Raw genomic sequence first — 17,347 nt, 5'->3', positions numbered from 1 at the left:
GACGGGCGCCCCCGGCTACCCCCGCACCTCGTCACAGGCCTCGCGCAGTCTGCGCACGCCCTCACCGATCTCCCCCACCCCGGCGACCGCCGCGAAGCTCAGCCGGACGTACGCCGCCGAGGGCTCCGCCGCGAAGTACGGGCGGCCGGGGGCCACGGCGACGCCCGCGCGCAGGGCGGCCGAGGCCAGCGCCGTCTCGTCGGTGCCGTCGGGCAGCCGCAGCCACAGGTGGTAGCCGCCCGCGGGGATGTGCGGCATCGCGAGTTCGGGAAGACGCAGCCGCAGCGCGGCGGCCATGGCTTCCCTGCGGACCCGCAGCTCGCCCGCGACCGCCCGCAGATGGCGCGGCCAGGCCGGTGAGCCGACCAGTTCGAGGGCCGCCTCCTGCAACGGCCTCGGCACGAAGAAGTGGTCGACGACCTGGATGGCGCGCAGCCGTTCGAGGACGGGCCCGCGCGCCACGAGGGCGCTCACCCTGAAGCTCGGCGAGGTGGCCTTGGTGAGCGAGCAGACGTGGACGACGACGCCGTCCTGGTCGTCGGCGGCCATGGGCCGCGGCAGCGGGCCGGCGTCCTCGTGGACGAGGCGGCGCACGAAGTCGTCCTCGATGACGAACGCGCCCGCCTCGCGGGCGATCCGCAGGACCTCGGGGCGCCGCTCGGCGGAGAGCACCGCGCCGGTCGGGTTCTGGAAGAGCGGCTGGCAGACGAAGACCCGGGCGCCCGTCGCGCGGAACGCGGCCTCCAGGAGCCGCGGGCGGACCCCGTCGGTGTCGACCGGCACCGGCACGGGGCGCACCCCCGCCGCGCGGGCGATCGCCAGCATGCCGGGGTAGGTGGGCGACTCGACGAGCACCGGCGCCCCCGGCGGGGCGAGCGCCCGCAGCGCGGTCGTCAGCGCGCTCTGCCCGCCCGCCGTGATCAGCACCTCGGCGGCGGTGATCGCGCCGCCCACCCCTCGCGCGAACCACTCCCGCAGCTCGGGGAGGCCGTCGACGGGCGGCCGCCCCCACGCCCCGGGCCGCCGCCCCGCGCGCGCGAGCGCCGCGGCCATGGCGCGCTCGGGCTGGAGCGCCGGATTGAGGTAGCCGCCGTTGAACTCGATGACGCCCGGCGCCGGCGCGGCCAGGGTGGCGAGCACTCCGGTCGCGTCGACCCCGCGCGGCACCAGCTCCGCCGCGGCATCGGCACTCAGCGACACCTCCTGCCACGAGGTGTCCCCGGCCGGCGCGGCGGGCGCCGACGGCACGGCACGGAAGACCCCGGCGCCGGGCCTGGTGACGACGAGCCCCTCGGCGGCCAGCTGCGCCAGCGCCCGCGACACGGTCACCGGACTCACCTTGAACCGCTCGACGAGCGCACGGCTCGACGGCAGCTTTCCACCCGGGGAGTAGCGGTCCAGCTCACTCCGTAGCTGTTTCGCCAGTTCGCCCACGCTGCTACTGTCATGCATGACAGCACAGGATAGCGCTACTCGCCCGAGGCGGATAGCAGTCACCGAAGCCCCCGTCCCGGCGACCTCCACGACGACCGGCCCCGCCGCCACCCCCACGGCCGCGCCGCACAGCGCCCGCCGCACCGGCACCCTGATGGCCGCCCTGGGCGTCACCGCCTTCTCGCTCACCTTCCCCTCCACCGCGTGGGGCCTGGAGGGCATCGGCCCGTGGAGCCTCGTGACCCTGCGCGGCGTCCTGAGCGCCCTGATCGCGGGCGGCTGCCTGCTCGCCCTGCGCGTCCCGGTCCCGCACCGCCGCCACTGGGCAGGCCTCGCGGTGGTCGGCGCCGGCGTCGTCGTCGGCTTCCCCCTGCTCACCACGCTCGCCCTCCAGACGTCCACCACCGCGCACGCGGCCGTGGTCGTGGGTCTGCTCCCGCTGACCACCGCCGTGCTCTCGGCGCTGCGCACGGGCGCGCGGCCCTCGCGCATGTTCTGGACGGCGGCGCTGGTCGGGGCCGCCGCCGTCATCGCGTTCACCGTGCAGCAGAGCGGCGGCGCCCTGTCCACCGCCGACCTCTATCTCTTCGGCGCGCTCTTGATCTGCGCGGCCGGCTACACGGAGGGCGGCAGGCTGGCCCGCGAGATGCCCGGCTGGCAGGTCATCGGCTGGGGGCTGATGCTCTGCCTGCCGCTCAACGCGGTCGGCGCGGTCCTCGCCCTCCAGCACGAGTCCTTCCAGCTGACCGGGCACAGCACGGCGGGCCTGCTCTACTCCGCGATCGGCTCGCAGTTCCTCGGCCTGGTCGTCTGGTACCGCGGCATGGCGGCCATCGGCGTCCCCAAGGCCAGCCAGCTCCAGCTCGCCCAGCCGCTGCTGACGCTGGTCTGGTCGGTGTTCCTGCTCGGCGAGCACCTGCCCGTCGCCGCGCCCGTGACGGCGGCCGCCGTGCTCGTCTGCATCGCGGTCACCCAACGGGCCCGAGGCTGATCCCCCGCCCGCCCGACCAGGCGCCAATACCCGGCACCCGTCGTAGACTGACGGCCACGGAACGCGACCGCAGAGCAGGACGAGGGAGCCCTCCACATGCGCGCAACCGCGGGTGACAAGCTGGTGCTGCACGGCAGGGTCGTCGGGCAGCACGACCGGATCGCCGAGGTCGTCGAGGTCCTGGGCGCGGATGGCAGCCCGCCGTACCGCGTCCGGTTCGAGGACGGCCACGAGACGCTGGTATCGCCGGGCCCCGACACCGTCGTACAGCCCAAGGACCCGGCGAACTAAGGCAATCCGGACATCAGCGCGGCGGCTTCGCCGGCTCCTGGTAGTGGTCGGCGACCACCCGCGCCATCGCGCCGTTCCTGTCGACGCCGACCTCCTTCGCCGAGAAGTAGACGTGCCCGCGCACCTCGCGGAAGCCCTCGGCGTAGGTGAGGTGGCGGGACAGCTCCGCCGGGTCCTGCCAGGCCGGGGGCTGCGCCGGGTCGCCCGCCTTGTACAGCGCCTCACCGATGTACAGGCGTACGCCCGTGTCCCGCACGACGTCGTTCCACCACGGGACCAGCTTGGCGTAGTCCGCCGCGGGGAAGCCGATATTCCAGTACACCTGCGGCACGATGTAGTCGAGCCAGCCCTTCCTCACCCAGCCGCGCGTGTCCGCGTACAGATCGTCGTACGTCTGCACGCCTGCCCGGGTGTCCGATCCGGTCGGGTCCGTCGCGATGTTGCGCCAGACCGCGAAGGGGCTGATCCCGAACTGGGTGCGCCCCCGGGTCTTCTTGATCCGGCCCGCCATCTCGCGCACCAGCCGGTCGATGTTGTCGCGCCGCCAGGAGGCCCGGTCCGGGAAGCCGCCGCCGTAGCGCGCGAAGGCCTCGTCGTCGTCGAAGACCTGACCCGCGACGGGGTACGGGTAGAAGTAGTCGTCCCAGTGCACCGCGTCGACCGGGTAACGGCGGACCGCGTCGAGCATCGCGTCCTGCACGAAGCGGCGCACCTCGGGCAGGCCCGGGTTGTAGTAGAGCTTCCCGCCGTACGGCACCACCCAGTCGGGGTGCACGCGCGCGGGGTGCGAGGCGATCAGACGCGAGGGGTCGGTGTGGTTGGCGATGCGGAAGGGGTTGAACCACGCGTGCAGCTCCAGGCCCCTGCGGTGTGCCTCCGCCACCGCGGTGCCCAGCGGGTCCCAGCCCGGGTCCTTGCCCTGCACACCGGTCAGGTACTCCGACCACGGCTCGTACCGCGAGGGCCACAGCGCGTCAGCGGTGGGCCGCACCTGGAAGACCACCGCGTTCAGTCTGCGGTTCACCGCGGAGTCCAGATAGGCCAGCAACTCGCTCCGCTGCTGCGCCGCGGGCAGGCCCGGCTTGGAAGGCCAGTCGCGGTTGACGACGGTCGCCAGCCACATGCCCCGCAGCTCACGCCGCTTCTTCGGGCGCCGGCCGGGGGCGGCTCCCGCGTCCCCCGCCCTCGCCAGGCCCGCGAGCGTCGCCGCGGCCACCACCGAGAAACCCCTGCGTGACATACGCCTCATCTGTACGCCCCTCAGCTCGCTGTGTCCGGCACCCTCCGCCGGGTTGCCGCCAGCATGCCCGACCCGGCACGTCATGGACCCCTGGTTGCGGAGTAACGTTCACGGCCGAGGCGGGGACCGCATCCATACGGGGGACCGGACCCTGCCGTCCCATTGATCAGCGAAAGGCACGAGGTGACCGACTCCATGACCGATATCGCACGCGTCGGAGTGGTGGGCTGTGGCCAGATGGGCGCCGGAATCGCAGAGGTCTGCGCCCGCTCCGGACTGGATGTGAAGGTCGCGGAGACCACCGGCGAGGCCCTGGAGATCGGCCGCACGCGGCTGTACAACTCGCTCTCCAAGGCCGCCGAGCGCGGCAAGATCTCCGAGGAGGAGCGCGACGCGACGCTGGCCCGCCTCAGCTTCACCACCGACCTCGGCGAGTTCGCCGACCGTGACCTGGTCATCGAGGCCGTGGTGGAGAACGAGCAGGTCAAGACCGAGATCTTCCAGGTGCTCGACCAGGTGGTGACCCGGCAGGACGCGATCCTCGCCTCGAACACCTCCTCCATCCCGCTGGTGAAGCTGGCCGTCGCGACCTCGCGGCCCGACCAGGTCATCGGCATCCACTTCTTCAACCCGGCGCCCGTACAGCAGCTCGTCGAGCTGATCCCGGCGCTGACCACGTCCGAGGGCACCATCAGCCGGGCGCAGGTGATGGTCGAGAAGATCCTCGGCAAGCACGCGATCCGCGCGCAGGACCGCTCGGGCTTCGTGGTGAACGCGCTGCTCATCCCGTATCTGCTCTCCGCGATCCGGATGTTCGAGTCGGGCATCGCGAGCCGCGAGGACATCGACAACGGCATGGAGATGGGCTGCGCCCACCCGATGGGCCCGCTCAAGCTCGCCGACCTCATCGGCCTGGACACGGTCGCCTCGGTCGCCGACTCGATGTACGCCGAGTACAAGGAGCCGCTGTACGCCGCTCCCCCGCTGCTCCAGCGGATGGTGGACGCGGGCCGCCTCGGCCGCAAGACCGGGTCGGGCTTCTACACGTACTCCTGACGCTCCCGCTGTGTTTGACGGGCCCGGCACTCCTGTGAGTGCCGGGCCCGCGGCGTTCGCACACCGTGTGCGCGGCGGGCTCGCATATGCCCATCGCACACTCTCCCGCCCCGTCCACCAGGCGAGTTGACTTCCTGTGCGGAGGAAGGGGGGACGCGCCACTACAGAGAGGAGTGGACTCGTGACCACCGACGGCGAGAGTGCCGTGGTCCCTGAAGAACTCGCCGAGTTACGCCGATGCCTGGACGTGGGCCTCGCCCGCGTCGACGGACGGCTGGCGTTGCTCACGCAGCACGACGAACAGACCGCCAAGAACGTGGAGTCCTTGGAGGCCAAGGTCGCCGCCCTGGAGCACACACGCTGGCCGCTGCCCACGATCGTCGCTCTCGCGGCGGTCGCGGCGTTCGCCGTGGCGCTCTGGCAGGCCCTCGGCCGTTAGCTAGCGCGCGTCCTGGCCGAGGCGCAGATGGTGCAGGAGGAGGAGCGCCGCGGCCATGTTGGCGGCCGGGACCTCCCCGCGAGCCACCATGTCGGGGACGAGCTTGAGAGGGACCCACTCGCGACGGTCCGACTCGAAGTCGTCCTCGGGATGGCCGACGTATGTCCCTTCGTCGGACCAGTAGATGTGGTGCCGGGCGTCGGTGAGCCCGTTGGAGGGCTCGACGCTCATCAGGTGCCGCAGCGGGCCCGGCCGCCAGCCGGTCTCCTCCTCCATCTCGCGGGCCGCCGCGTACGCGATGTCCTCGCCGTCCTCGACGACGCCCGCCGCCAGCTCCCAACCCCAGCTGTCGGTGATGAAGCGGTGCCGCCACAGCAGCAGTACTTCGTTGGCGTCGTTGACGACCGTGGCCACGGCGACGGGCCTCATCCGTATGAGGAAGTGGTCCAGATGCCGGCCGTCGGGTAGTTCGACGTCTGCGAGATTGACGGTGAACCACCGATTTCCATACACATTTTGTTCGCTCTTTTTCGTCCACTGCACGGTTCTGCCACCTTCCGCCGAGTAGATGGCAATATCGCAGCAGGGCGAACCGTGGAGCAGTGGGCGTCAGGGGGTCACAGCGGCACCCGCAGCGCCCCGTCGATGAGTGCGGCCGCCTCGGCCGTGCCCGCGCAGTCGCTGCGGACCAGGTGCTCGCGCACCGCGCGCAGCCGGTCGCGCAGTCTCTGGGACTCCATCCCCCGTGCCTGCTCCGCCATCTGCACCGCGGTGGCCACCGCCTCGTCGGTATTGCCCTGGCGCAGTTCGATCTGGCTGAGCATGGCGAGCCGGTGGACCCGGCCCCGGTCGTGCGCCGGGGTGTCCACGGCCGCCGCCGCGTGCTCCCTGGCGCCGGCCAGATCGCCGAGGCTGAGCAGGGCCTCCGCCACTTGTACGTTGACGAGTCCGGGCTGGACATAACCCGTCTCATCCGGCTCGCGGCCCCGCAGGATCCGCTCGGCCGCGGCCTCCGCACGCCGGATGCAGGAGAGCGCGCTCCTGCCGTCGCCCAGGTGCGCGTACGCCTTGGCCTGCATCGCGTACAGATCGGACGCGAGCGCGGGGGTGAGGTCGCGGCCCGCGGCCCGCAGCGCCGCCTCGGCGAACGCCACGGCCTGGCGGTACTCGCGCATGAAGAGGGACTGGTTGACCAGGAGCGCGATGACGTACGCCCCAAGTCCCCTGTCCCCGCTGGCCTTTGCCAGCCTCAGGGCTTGGTGGAAGTAGCGCTGGGCGAGGCCGTGGGCGTCGGAGTCGTAGGCGCAGATCCCCGCTATGGCCACCAAACCCCCGGTGGCCCGGTGCAGTTGACGGCCCGTCTCGTCGGCGTAGCTGCCGCGCAGGAGCGGCGCGGCCTCCGCGTTGAGGAAGCCGACGATGCGGGTGCGGGTCGCGATGCCGCCGGTCTTGCGGTACATCTGCTCGTAGTGGGCGCGGGCCGCGCGCATCATCTCGATGTCGGCCGTGCTGACGGGGTGGCGTCCGCCGCGGGAGACGTCGACGTCCTCGGGCGGGTTCTCCCACTCCCATACCGGCATCACCGCGGGCGTGCCGGTGACCGCGGGCGCGCCGAGCAGATGGGGGCGCTGCTGTTCGTCCGAGCGCCACAGCGCGGTGGCCCGCTCCACGAAACCGGAGAGCGTGGAGGAGGCCGAGCCGACGTGGGCGGCGGGGACACCGGGCAGCCCGAGGCCGATGTCGTCGAGGGTCACGGGCCGTTGCAGCCGGGCGGCGAGCACCTCGCAGATCAGGTCGGGGACCTGGCCGCGCGGACGCTGCCCCTTCAACCAACGGGAGACGGCGGTGTGTTCGTAGCGCAGCGCGAGCCCTCTGGACTTCCCGGCCTGGTTCACATGTGCGGCAAGTCCCGCGTGCGAGATGCCCGCTTCGTCGAGGATCGCGTCGAGCAAGGTGTTGGGCTGCATGAATGCCCTCCGGTGGCTCGGTGCTGTTCAGGGTAGTGGAGGTGCCTTCACACGGGGTGTGAACGGAGTGCTCGGATCCGGGGGGTGTGCGCTCTGCCGCGCACCGTGTGGGATCGCTTGACTGGGGCACCTCGCCAGTCGAGGAGGCCGGCGGGCCGCCGGCTCCCCCCTCCACAGTGCGGCGGCCCTCACCGGCGCCGTCCGTCCCGCCGTCTGCCCGACAACTCCATGGCGGGGCGGACGGCATATCGCCGGTCCGCCCCCGCCCGTGGGGCCTCAGCTCATGGTGCGGGCGCGTCGCTCCGTCTCCGGGTGCTGGACGGGGACCCTCTTGCGGTCGTTGCGCAGGACGAGCAGCGCCGCGTCGTCGGCCGGCAACCGGCCGGTGTGGCGCAGGAGTTCGGCGTAGACCACGCGGATGAGGTTCTGCGGTGACACCGGCTGGACGCGGGCGGCCTCGGTGAGCGCCGCCTGGAGCGGGAAGAACTCCCCCGCCGCATCGCGCGCGTCCTCTATGCCGTCCGTGTGCAGGACGAGGGCCTCACCGGGCAGCAGCCGGCCGCAGTGCAGCACGGGCAGCTCGGCGGGGAGCGGGAAGGGGCCGAGCGGCGGCAGCGGATCGGCTTCTATCAGCGGCCGGGCCTGGCCGCTCAGCAGAAAGGGCCAGGGGTGGCCGCAGTTGAGCGCGAGAATGTCACCGTCCTGGCCGATCTCCAGGAGGAGTACGGTGACGAACTCCTCGGCCAGCGGGCTCTCCGGTGCGGGCCCGCCGCTCGCGGGGTGCTCCGCGCGGGAGCGCTCCCGCAGGTGGCGCCCGAGCGCCCGCTCCAACCGCCGCATGAGCAGCGGGAGTTCGGGCTCGTCGTGGGCGGCCTCGCGGAAGCTGCCGAGGATGGCGGCGACGGTTGCGATGGCGGCCAGGCCGTGCCCGCGGACGTCGCCCATGACGACGCGGACGCCGTGCTCGGTGGCGGTCACCTCGTACAGATCGCCGCCGACGGTGGCGCCGTACGAGGCGGAGAGCCGTCCGGCGGCGAGGGCGAGGCCCTCGGTGCGGGGCGGCAGCGGTCTCAGGAGTACGTTCTGCGCGGCGCCCGCGACCTCGCGCATCTGCCGCAACTCCCGCAGCAGCGCCCCGCGGACGTGCAGGACGAGCCCGGTCCCGACGGCGAAGAAGACCGCGCTGCTGACGATCCGCGCGCCCATGTCGTCCTGCTGGGCGAGCGGGCAGGCCAGTTTGTAGGTGATGGCGACGGCGCCCCACACCGTGGGCAGGCCCACCGTCAGCGCGCGGCGGAAGGGCTCGCGCTTCACCCGGGGAAGCGGCCGAGGCGCCGCCCGGGAGTCTCTGAGACGGACGAACGGGCCTTTGCCGCGGCTTCGTCCTCTGTCCCGGTTCCGGGGTCCACAGCCCCGCAACCTCGCCCCGAGCGTCGTCCGGCGGGGAGCCCCAGCCTTGGTACGGATCATGCCGACGGCCCCCCTAAGGCCCTGTTCAGCGCGCAGGCCGACCCCTACGGCCGGACTGATTCTGTCGACCGAGTGACCCGATTGGGCCAGGGTGAAGCCAGTTGTCACCCTAACGAGTGAGGGGCTCATCCGATGATCCGGATGAGCCCCTCTACGCGCCTGGATGTGCGCCTCTCGGCGCCCACGGACGGTGACTACGCTCCGCGGAGCACCGCGCCCGTGCGCTCGGCCGCCAGGGCGACGGCCGCGTCGCGGGCCGCGGTGGCCTCGTCGACGGTCAGCGTGCGATCGGCCGCGCGGAAGCGCAGCGCGTACGCGAGGGACTTCTTGCCCTCGCCGATCTGGTCGCCCTCGAAGACGTCGAACAGGCGGATGGACTCCAGGAGTTCACCCGCGCCGCCGGTCAGGTAGTACTCGACCACGGCGGCCGGCACCTCCTTGTCGACGACCAGCGCGACATCCTGGGTGGCCACAGGGAAGGCGGAGATGCGCGGTGCGCGCAGCGTCCCCTCGCCGGCCTGCTCCAGGCGGTCCAGGTCCAGCTCCATCGCGCAGGTGCGGGCGGGCAGGCCGAACGCCTTGACGACGCGCGGGTGCAGTTCGCCCGCGTGGCCGACGGCGACGATGTCGCCGTCGGTGACGACCTTCAGCTCGGCGCAGCGGCCCGGGTGCCAGGGGCCGTACTGGCCCTGGTCGACGATGAGTTCGGCACCGGCCTCGCGGGCGAGGGTGCGGGCCGCCTCGACGGCGTCCGCCCAGTCGGCCGGGCGGCCCTTGCCCCACCAGCCGGCCTGCTCGCGGGCGCCCGCGAGGACGACGGCGGCGTGCCGGGGCTGGGCGGGCAGCGCGTCGGTGAGGGAGGCGATCTCCTCGTCGGTGGGCCGCCGGTCGACGGGCAGCCGCACCGCGACCTTCAGCTGCTCCCGCGGGTGGAAGACGAGGCCCGTCTCGAAGAGCGCCAGGTCGTGGCTGCCCCGCCCGTCGTTGCGGCGCAGCGTGGAGAGCAGCCCCGGCAGCAGCGTCGTACGGAGGGCGGGCTCCTCGTCCGAGAGCGGGTTGACGAGCTTGACCACGCGGCGGTTCGGGTCGTCCGCCTCCAGGCCGAGCTGGTCGAACACGTTCTCGCCGATGAAGGGGTAGCTCAGCGCTTCCACGTACCCGGCACCGGCCAGCGCGCGCCCGACGCGGCGGTGCAGGCGCTGCCGCTCGGTCAGGCCGCGGCCCGCGGGGGGCTTCGGCAGGGTCGAGGGGAGGTTCTCGTAACCCTCCAGGCGGATGACCTCTTCGGCGAGGTCGTTCGGCTCCGCGAGGTCGGGGCGCCACGACGGCACGGTGACGGTCAGGTCGTCCTGGCCGTACACGTCGCAGCCGACCTGCTGGAGGCGGCGTACGACGGTCTCGCGGCCGTAGGTGACACCGGCGACCTTGTCGGGGTGGTCGGCGGGCATGGTGATCGTGTGCGGCGCGCTGGGGGCGATGATCTCGGTGACACCGGCCTCGGCGGTGCCGCCCGCGAGCAGGACCAGCAGGTCGACCGTGCGCTGGGCGGCGGCCGACGCGGCCTGCGGGTCGACGCCGCGCTCGTAGCGCTTGGCGGCCTCGGAGCCCAGCTTGTGGCGGCGCGCGGTGCGGGCGATGGAGAGCGCGTCGAAGTGCGCGGCCTCGATGACGACGTCGGTGGTGCCGCTCTCGGCGTCGTGGTCGGCGATCTCGGTGTTGGCGCCGCCCATGACGCCCGCGAGGCCGATGGGCCCGCGCTCGTCGGTGATCACCAGGTCCTCGGCGTCGAGGACGCGCTTGGCGCCGTCGAGCGTCGTGAACTTCTCGCCCTGCTCGGCCCGGCGCACGCCGATCGTCCCCTGGACGCGGGAGCGGTCGTACGTGTGCAGGGGCTGGCCCAGCTCCAGCATCACGTAGTTCGCGACGTCGACGGTGAGCGAGACGGGACGCATCCCGGCCTTCTGGAGGCGCCGCTTGAGCCAGATCGGCGAGCGGGCCTCGGGCTGGAGGCCGGTGACGGTACGCGCGGTGAAGCGGTCGCAGCCGAGCGGGTCGCTGATCTTGACGGGGTAACCGAAGGAGTTCGGCGCGGGCACGTCGAGCAGCGCCGGATCGCGCAGCGGCAGGCCGTACGCGATGGCGGTCTCGCGGGCGACGCCGCGCATCGACAGGGCGTAGCCCCGGTCGGGCGTGACGGCGATGTCCAGGACCTCGTCGACCAGTTCGAGCAGCTCGATGGCGTCGGTGCCGGCCTCGTGCTCGGGCGGGAGCACGATGATGCCTCCGCTGCCGTCGTCGCCCATGCCCAGCTCGTCGCCGGAGCAGATCATGCCGTGCGAGGTCTTGCCGTACGTCTTGCGGGCGGCGATCGCGAAGTCGCCGGGCAGGACGGCGCCGGGCAGGACCACGACGACCTTGTCGCCGACGGCGAAGTTGCGGGCGCCGCAGACGATCTCCTGGGGCTCGCCGGTGCCGTTGGCGGTGCCGACGTCGACGGTGCAGAAGCGGATGGGCTTCTTGAAGCCCTCCAGCTCCTCGATGGTCAGGACCTTGCCCACGACGAGCGGGCCCTTGAGGCCGGTGCCGAGCTGCTCGACGGTCTCGACCTCGAGGCCGACCTCGATGAGCTTGGCCTGCACGTCACGGCCGGTCTCGGTGGCGGGGAGGTCGACGTACTCCCGCAGCCAGGAAAGCGGGACCCGCATCAGATCTCCATCCCGAACGGCCGGGTGAACCGGATGTCACCCTCGACCATGTCTCGCATGTCTTCGACGTTGTGGCGGAACATCAGCATCCGTTCGATGCCGAACCCGAAGGCGAATCCGCTGTACTTCTTGGGGTCGACGCCGCAGGCGGTGAGCACCTTGGGGTTGACCATGCCGCAGCCGCCCAGCTCGATCCAGCCCTCGCTGCCGCAGGTGCGGCAGGGGCGGTCGGGGTTGCCGACGGACTCGCCGCGGCAGACGTAGCAGACCATGTCCATCTCGGCGGACGGCTCGGTGAACGGGAAGTAGTTCGGCCGCAGCCGCGTCTTCATGTCCGGGCCGAAGAGCGCCTGGACCATGTGGTCGAGGGTGCCCTTCAGGTCGGCCATGGTCAGGCCCTCGTCGACGGCGAGCAGCTCGATCTGGTGGAAGACCGGGGTGTGCGTGGCGTCCAGCTCGTCCGTGCGGTACACGCGGCCGGGGCAGACGATGTAGACGGGCGGCTCACGGCGCTCCAGGAGCGCGCGGGCCTGGACCGGGGAGGTGTGCGTCCGCAGTACGACACCGGACTCGTCACCGGTGGCGCCCTCGGGCCCCTGGACGAAGAACGTGTCCTGCATCTGCCGGGCCGGGTGGTCGGGCGTGAAGTTCAGGGCGTCGAAGTTGAACCACTCCGCCTCGACCTCGGGGCCCTCGGCGACCTCGTAGCCCATGGCGACGAAGACGTCCGCGACCCGCTCCATGAGCGTGGTCAGCGGGTGCCGGGCACCGGCGGCCGTGCGGTCGTACGGCAGTGTGACGTCCACCGCCTCCTCGACCAGGACGCGGGCGTCGCGCTCGGCCTCCAGCTCGGCCTGGCGGGCGGCCAGCGCCTTGTTCACGGCGCCGCGCGCCATGCCGACGCGCTTGCCGGCCTCGGCCTTGGCCTGCGGGGGCAGCGCGCCGATCTCGCGGTTGGCGAGCGCCAGCGGCGAGGTGCCGCCGGTGTGCGCGACCTTGGCCTCCTGGAGCGCGTCGAGGGAGTCCGCGGCCGCGAAGGCGGCGAGCGCCTCGTCCCGCATGCGCTCGATCTCTTCAGGTTTCAGTGCCTCGACCTCAACAGGGTCGTACGACTTGTTCGGTGCCGACATCTCTTCCCGTGCTTCCGGTTGGCTGGCGGATGGTCCCCGTCGACGAATCGGAGACGGAGTGTCCCAAGGTTGGGGACGCAAAGTGCCAACGACCGAGTCTAACGGGGGTGTGGTGATCGAATGCGCCCGCGGGCTGCTCAGGGCGCCCTCACTGACTCAGCTGAGTCACTGGAGATACGCCGGGGCCCCCACGGGCAACGAAAATCGGAACTCGGCGCCGCCGCCGGGCGCGCGGCCGACGGTGATCGTCCCGCCGTGCGCCTCCACGATGCCCTTCACGATGTACAACCCCAGTCCTGTCCCGCCGCGCTTGCTGCCCCGCCAGAAGCGGGTGAAGACGCGGCCCATCGACTCCTCCGGAATGCCGGGGCCCTCGTCGCTCACGGTGACGGCGGTCTCGGCGCCGCCCCGCTCGCGCGAGGACGAGAAGGGCGCCACGTCAATGGTGACGGTTCCCTCGCCGTGCCGCACCGCGTTTTCCAGGAGGTTGCTGAGCACCTGGTCGATCTTGTCGGGGTCCGCCCAGAGGTCGGGCAGCGGCCGCTGGAGGCGCAGGAGGAAGCGGTCGGCGTCCTGGCCCGAGGCGACGTGCGCCTGGATGTGCCGGCAGACGGCCGCGCCTATGTCGACGGGCTGGCGGCGCAGTTCGAGCCGTCCGGAGTCGATGCGGGAGATGTCGAGAAGCTCCGCGATCAGCCGGGTGACGCGGTCGGCGTCGGCGTCGACGGTCTCCAGCATCAGCTTCTTCTGGTCGTCCGTGAACCGCTCCCACTTGGCGAGCAGCGTGGCCGTGAATCCCTTGACGGAGGTGAGGGGGGAGCGCAGCTCGTGGGCGACGGTGGCGATCAGCTCGGCGTGGCTGCGCTCGGTGCGGCGGCGGGCGTCGGTGTCGCGGAGGGAGATGATGACGCGGCGTACGGGCCCGGTGCGGGTGGTGCGCAGATAGCGGGCGGAGACGAGGACCTCGCGGCCGCCCGGCAGCAGCAGATTGCGCTCGGGCTGGCCGACGCGGATGGCGAGGCCTCCGTAGGGATCGGTCAGCTGCCACCAGCGGCGGCCTTCCAGGTCCTCTAAGGGAAGGGCGCGCTCCAGGGGCGCGCCGATGGCGTCGTCGGCCGGGACGGCGGTGATCCGCGCGGCGGCCGCGTTGAAGCAGATGATCCGGCCCGTCTCGTCCGCGACGACGAGCCCGTCGGGCAGCTCGTCGGGGTCGACTCCGAGGTCGCCGAGATCACCGTGACCGCAGTCCGCGCGAGCACGGACGATGTCCGGTACTCCCGGTGCGCTGCTCGTGCCGACGCTCATTCCCCGTACCCCACCTCTCGGACTGGGCCGTCACCCTACTAGCTGGATGTGACGGAGCGGCACCCTCCGGCGGCGCGCTGTGCACGAGCGGACGCATAGAGGCACACGGCGGCGGCGGTCGCGAGATTGAGGCTCTCGGCTCTGCCGTGGATCGGAACGCGCACCACGGCGTCGGCGAGTGCGCGGGTCTCCTCCGGCAGGCCCCACGCCTCGTTGCCGAAGATCCAGGCGGTGGGGGTGCCCATGGTGCCCTTGTCCAGCTCCGTGTCGAGGTCGTCCTCGCCCGCGCCGTCGGCGGCGAGAATGCGTACGCCCGCGTCCTTCAGGCCCTGCACGGCCCTCTCCACGGGTACGCCGACGGCGACCGGCAGATGGAAGTGCGAACCGACCGAGGCGCGCACCGCCTTGGGGTTGTAGAGGTCGACGGAGGCGTCGGTCAGGATGACGGCCTCGGCGCCCGCGGCGTCGGCGCAGCGCAGTACGGTGCCTGCGTTGCCGGGGTCGCGCACGTGGGCGAGGACGGCGACGAGCCTGGGCCGGGCGGCCAGGATCTCCTCGAAGGGCGTGTCGAGGAACCGGCAGACCCCGACGAGCCCCTGGGGCGTCACGGTCGTCGAGATGTCGGCGATGACGTCCTCGTCGGCGAGGTGCACCTTGGCGCCGGCGGCCCGCGCCTCCCCCACGATGTCGGCGTAGCGCTCGGCGGCGTCGACGGTGGCGAACAGCTCGACGAGCGTGTCGGCGTGCCCGGCGGCCTCCCGCACGGCCTGCGGCCCCTCGGCGAGGAACAGCCGCTCCTTCCCCCGGAAGTTCCGCTTGGCCAGCCGCCGGGCGGCACTGACGCGCGGCGACTTGGGAGAGATCAACTCGGGGGCGGCGGTCATGAACTCACCTTCGGGAAACTATGCGGGCGCCCCGCAGGGGCGCGGGGAACTGCGCGACCAGCCGGTCACGGTCCGCGGACGGCAGACAAGAGCAGAGGGCAGACGAGAGCCCGAACGCAAGCGGACCCGTAAGCCAAGCGGCTTACGGGTCCGAAGATCACGCTGAGCGAACCGCGGGCGTCAGGCCGCCTTCGGCGCGTTCACGTCGCTCGGCAGCGCCTTCTGCGCGACCTCGACCAGCGCGGCGAACGCGTTCTGGTCGTTGACGGCCAGCTCCGCGAGGATCTTGCGGTCCACCTCGATGTTGGCGGCCTTCAGACCCTGGATGAAGCGGTTGTAGGTGATGCCGTTGGCGCGGGCAGCGGCGTTGATGCGCTGGATCCACAGCTGACGGAAGTCGCCCTTGCGCTTCTTGCGGTCGTTGTAGTTGTAGACCAGGGAGTGGGTGACCTGCTCCTTGGCCTTGCGGTACAGGCGCGAGCGCTGGCCGCGGTAGCCGCTGGCCGCTTCGAGGATCGCCCGACGCTTCTTGTGGGCGTTGACTGCCCGCTTGACGCGTGCCACTTGTTAACTCCTTGTAGCGGGGCCGTGGTTGGACTCACACGACCCGGTATCGATTGGGTCCCGGTCAGAGCGAGGCGCGCGGTGCGCGCCCCGGCTCACTTGCCGAGAAGCTTCTTGATCTTCTTGGCGTCGCCCGGGGCCATCTCGGCGTTGCCGGTGAGGCGACGCGTCAGACGGGACGACTTGTGCTCGAGCAGGTGGCGCTTGCCGGCGCGCTCACGGAGCACCTTGCCGGAGCCGGTGACCTTGAAGCGCTTGCTGGCACCGCTGTGCGACTTGTTCTTCGGCATAGCGCCGTTCTCTCCTCGTCAGTGGCACTCCGATGCCCGGTCGTGAAACCGGGCATCCGGGAGCCATATGTGTCAGTTGGCGATCCCCTGGACTCGCGTCCGGGAGATCAGGCCTCGGCGTTGGCCTCGGCCGGGGCCTCGGCGGGAGCCTCGGAGGGCTCCTCCCCCTCGGCGGAGTTCTGCGAGCGGCCCGGGTTGGCCTTCGCGTCCGCCTTGCGGGCCGCCTGGGCCTCACGGGCCTCGGCCATCGCCTCGGTCTTCTTCTTGTGCGGACCGAGAACCATGATCATGTTTCGGCCGTCCTGCTTCGGGTTCGACTCGATGAACCCGAGGTCCTCGACGTCCGAAGCGAGACGCTGCAACAGCCGGAAGCCCAGCTCGGGGCGGGACTGCTCGCGACCACGGAACATGATCGTGATCTTGACCTTGTCGCCCTGCTTGAGGAACCGGACGACATGACCCTTCTTGGTGTCATAGTCGTGCGGGTCGATCTTCGGCCGGAGCTTCATCTCCTTGATGACCGTGTGCGCCTGGTTCTTGCGCGCCTCACGGGCCTTCATGGCCGACTCGTACTTGAACTTCCCGTAGTCCATGAGCTTGCACACGGGCGGCCGCGCGGTCGCCGCGACCTCGACAAGGTCGAGGTCGTACTCCTGCGCGAGCTCCAGGGCCTTGGCAAGCGGAACAATCCCGACCTGCTCGCCGCTGGGGCCGACAAGTCGCACCTCGGGAACGCGAATCCGGTCGTTGATGCGGGGCTCGGCGCTGATGGATCCTCCTCGGTAGCACCACGCGACCGTCTGGCGGACAGCCGCGTTACGTCTGTTTGACTGGACCAACCGCGCGAGGCAATAAAAAATGCCCCGACCGATCACAGAAGGGGCTCCACGTACTACCGGAGCACCTCCGCGGTGATCGCGGGGCGCACATCGGGCGACCCGAAGCCTCGGGGACTTCGGCCGCCTGACCGGTGACCCGCCGCTCCTAGGAGCGGCCAGGTGGGAGATCGGAGCCTCCACTTGTGGGCCGGATCCTTGCGTTGGCACGCGGGTCTCCGGCCGGTCGTTACACAAGGTTAGCAGCTCCCCGGGGGTGGGGCGAACCGGCCGGGCCGCGGGCTCCCGGGGGCCGGGCGGTGCGGGGCGCGGCTTATCGTGTGGGACATGAGCGACACGACCCCCGCCCCCGAGTCCCCCGAGGTCCCCGGGCCCGACTCCCCCGACTTCGACACCTTGACCCGTGACATCGCGGACGTCCCCGCGGTCGAGGTGATCACCACGGTGGCGGTCCACCTGATGAGCGCCGCCGCCGTGAACCTCGGCCTCGCCGAGGGCGGCGAGGGCCACAAGGACCTCGACGAGGCCCGCAAGCTGATCCACTCGCTGGCCGGTCTGCTGGACGCGAGCGCCACGGAGATCAGCTCGTTCCACGCGGCGCCGCTGCGCGACGGCCTGAAGTCGCTCCAGCTGGCGTTCCGCGAGGCGTCGATCGTCGCGGACGAGCCGGGCCAGGGGCCGGGCGAGAAGTACACGGGCCCGGTCTTCGGCTGAGCCGCCCGTCCCGGGGAGATCCCGGTAGTCA

General features: G+C 71.8%; 17 protein-coding genes. 5 read left to right on the top strand and 12 right to left on the bottom strand.

From position 1 onward, the window contains the following. Positions 1-15: 15 nt before the first annotated feature. Complete coding sequence (locus IG54_RS0115165) at positions 16-1,452, bottom strand: PLP-dependent aminotransferase family protein (protein WP_030783060.1); 1,437 nt, start codon at positions 1,450-1,452, stop codon at positions 16-18. On the opposite strand from IG54_RS0115165, the gene IG54_RS0115160 reads away from it, so the two are divergent. Continuing rightward, a complete protein-coding gene (locus tag IG54_RS0115160; protein WP_030783058.1) occupies positions 1,451-2,425 on the top strand; it encodes a DMT family transporter in 975 nt (324 codons plus the stop codon). The genes IG54_RS0115165 and IG54_RS0115160 overlap by 2 nt on opposite strands. Before the next feature lie 96 nt (positions 2,426-2,521). Further along, the gene (locus tag IG54_RS0115155) at positions 2,522-2,716 is read left to right on the top strand and encodes a DUF1918 domain-containing protein (RefSeq protein WP_030783057.1); all 195 of its coding nucleotides are present in this window, start codon (positions 2,522-2,524) and stop codon (positions 2,714-2,716) included. A gap of 13 nt (positions 2,717-2,729) precedes the next feature. Here IG54_RS0115155 and IG54_RS0115150 read toward each other — a convergent pair whose 3' ends face one another. Next, positions 2,730-3,965 (bottom strand): glycoside hydrolase family 10 protein, encoded by a 1,236-nt coding sequence (locus IG54_RS0115150; RefSeq protein ID WP_030783056.1) that lies wholly within the window; start codon positions 3,963-3,965, stop codon positions 2,730-2,732. Between the two features lie 186 nt (positions 3,966-4,151). Here IG54_RS0115150 and IG54_RS0115145 point away from each other — a divergent pair, with 186 nt between their 5' ends. Continuing rightward, entirely contained in the window at positions 4,152-5,012 is an 861-nt protein-coding gene (locus IG54_RS0115145) for a 3-hydroxybutyryl-CoA dehydrogenase (protein ID WP_030783054.1), read from the top strand. 181 nt (positions 5,013-5,193) lie between these two features. Then, the gene (locus IG54_RS0115140) at positions 5,194-5,451 is read left to right on the top strand and encodes a hypothetical protein (protein WP_030783052.1); all 258 of its coding nucleotides are present in this window, start codon (positions 5,194-5,196) and stop codon (positions 5,449-5,451) included. Here the strand turns inward: IG54_RS0115140 and IG54_RS0115135 are convergent, their stop codons facing one another. From IG54_RS0115135 to infC, 10 genes are all read right to left on the bottom strand, one after another. Beyond that, on the bottom strand, positions 5,452-5,994 hold the full coding sequence (locus tag IG54_RS0115135; RefSeq protein ID WP_030783050.1) for an NUDIX hydrolase: 543 nt from the start codon (positions 5,992-5,994) through the stop codon (positions 5,452-5,454). Between the two features lie 74 nt (positions 5,995-6,068). Beyond that, on the bottom strand, positions 6,069-7,418 hold the full coding sequence (locus IG54_RS0115130) for a hypothetical protein (RefSeq protein ID WP_030783047.1): 1,350 nt from the start codon (positions 7,416-7,418) through the stop codon (positions 6,069-6,071). A 276-nt stretch (positions 7,419-7,694) separates the two neighbouring features. Next, positions 7,695-8,684: a PP2C family protein-serine/threonine phosphatase gene (locus IG54_RS0115125; protein WP_037897142.1), complete on the bottom strand. Its 990-nt coding sequence runs from the start codon at positions 8,682-8,684 to the stop codon at positions 7,695-7,697. 398 nt (positions 8,685-9,082) lie between these two features. Further along, positions 9,083-11,593, bottom strand: coding sequence for a phenylalanine--tRNA ligase subunit beta (gene pheT, locus IG54_RS0115120; protein WP_030783043.1), 2,511 nt, complete (start codon positions 11,591-11,593; stop codon positions 9,083-9,085). Next, entirely contained in the window at positions 11,593-12,723 is a 1,131-nt protein-coding gene (gene pheS, locus IG54_RS0115115) for a phenylalanine--tRNA ligase subunit alpha (RefSeq protein ID WP_030783041.1), read from the bottom strand. Before pheS ends, pheT begins: the two co-directional genes overlap by 1 nt. 165 nt (positions 12,724-12,888) lie before the next feature. Continuing rightward, positions 12,889-14,028, bottom strand: coding sequence for a sensor histidine kinase (locus IG54_RS0115110; protein WP_030783040.1), 1,140 nt, complete (start codon positions 14,026-14,028; stop codon positions 12,889-12,891). A 38-nt stretch (positions 14,029-14,066) separates the two neighbouring features. Further along, the gene (locus IG54_RS0115105; protein WP_030783038.1) at positions 14,067-14,912 is read right to left on the bottom strand and encodes a TrmH family RNA methyltransferase; all 846 of its coding nucleotides are present in this window, start codon (positions 14,910-14,912) and stop codon (positions 14,067-14,069) included. Between the two features lie 180 nt (positions 14,913-15,092). Further along, positions 15,093-15,476 carry a 50S ribosomal protein L20 gene (gene rplT, locus IG54_RS0115100; RefSeq protein WP_030783035.1) on the bottom strand — a complete coding sequence of 128 codons (384 nt, stop codon included), beginning with the start codon at positions 15,474-15,476 and terminating at the stop codon, positions 15,093-15,095. Positions 15,477-15,571: 95 nt separating this feature from the next. Then, complete coding sequence (gene rpmI / locus IG54_RS0115095; protein ID WP_007829094.1) at positions 15,572-15,766, bottom strand: 50S ribosomal protein L35; 195 nt, start codon at positions 15,764-15,766, stop codon at positions 15,572-15,574. 107 nt (positions 15,767-15,873) lie between these two features. Beyond that, positions 15,874-16,536 carry a translation initiation factor IF-3 gene (gene infC / locus IG54_RS0115090; RefSeq protein ID WP_213083947.1) on the bottom strand — a complete coding sequence of 221 codons (663 nt, stop codon included), beginning with the start codon at positions 16,534-16,536 and terminating at the stop codon, positions 15,874-15,876. Positions 16,537-16,929: 393 nt separating this feature from the next. Here infC and IG54_RS0115085 point away from each other — a divergent pair, with 393 nt between their 5' ends. Further along, the gene (locus IG54_RS0115085; RefSeq protein WP_030783031.1) at positions 16,930-17,316 is read left to right on the top strand and encodes a DUF1844 domain-containing protein; all 387 of its coding nucleotides are present in this window, start codon (positions 16,930-16,932) and stop codon (positions 17,314-17,316) included. Positions 17,317-17,347 lie beyond the last annotated feature (31 nt).

Origin of the sequence: Streptomyces sp. NRRL S-920 (assembly GCF_000717945.1) — a bacterium.
Classification (GTDB): Bacteria; Actinomycetota; Actinomycetes; order Streptomycetales; family Streptomycetaceae; genus Streptomyces; species Streptomyces alboniger.
The sequence above is the reverse complement of the archived record's forward strand: the minus strand, read 5'-3'. Positions and strand labels throughout refer to the sequence as shown.

Coding starts and splice junctions, on each gene's coding strand:
- pheT (WP_030783043.1), bottom strand. CDS start 11,593: ATGCGGGTCCCGCTTTCCTGGCTGCGGGAGTACGTCGACCTCCCCGCC.
- IG54_RS0115085 (WP_030783031.1), top strand. CDS start 16,930: ATGAGCGACACGACCCCCGCCCCCGAGTCCCCCGAGGTCCCCGGGCCC.
- IG54_RS0115150 (WP_030783056.1), bottom strand. CDS start 3,965: ATGAGGCGTATGTCACGCAGGGGTTTCTCGGTGGTGGCCGCGGCGACG.
- IG54_RS0115110 (WP_030783040.1), bottom strand. CDS start 14,028: ATGAGCGTCGGCACGAGCAGCGCACCGGGAGTACCGGACATCGTCCGT.
- pheS (WP_030783041.1), bottom strand. CDS start 12,723: ATGTCGGCACCGAACAAGTCGTACGACCCTGTTGAGGTCGAGGCACTG.
- IG54_RS0115160 (WP_030783058.1), top strand. CDS start 1,451: ATGACAGCACAGGATAGCGCTACTCGCCCGAGGCGGATAGCAGTCACC.
- IG54_RS0115130 (WP_030783047.1), bottom strand. CDS start 7,418: ATGCAGCCCAACACCTTGCTCGACGCGATCCTCGACGAAGCGGGCATC.
- IG54_RS0115105 (WP_030783038.1), bottom strand. CDS start 14,912: ATGACCGCCGCCCCCGAGTTGATCTCTCCCAAGTCGCCGCGCGTCAGT.
- IG54_RS0115165 (WP_030783060.1), bottom strand. CDS start 1,452: ATGCATGACAGTAGCAGCGTGGGCGAACTGGCGAAACAGCTACGGAGT.
- IG54_RS0115155 (WP_030783057.1), top strand. CDS start 2,522: ATGCGCGCAACCGCGGGTGACAAGCTGGTGCTGCACGGCAGGGTCGTC.
- rpmI (WP_007829094.1), bottom strand. CDS start 15,766: ATGCCGAAGAACAAGTCGCACAGCGGTGCCAGCAAGCGCTTCAAGGTC.
- IG54_RS0115145 (WP_030783054.1), top strand. CDS start 4,152: ATGACCGATATCGCACGCGTCGGAGTGGTGGGCTGTGGCCAGATGGGC.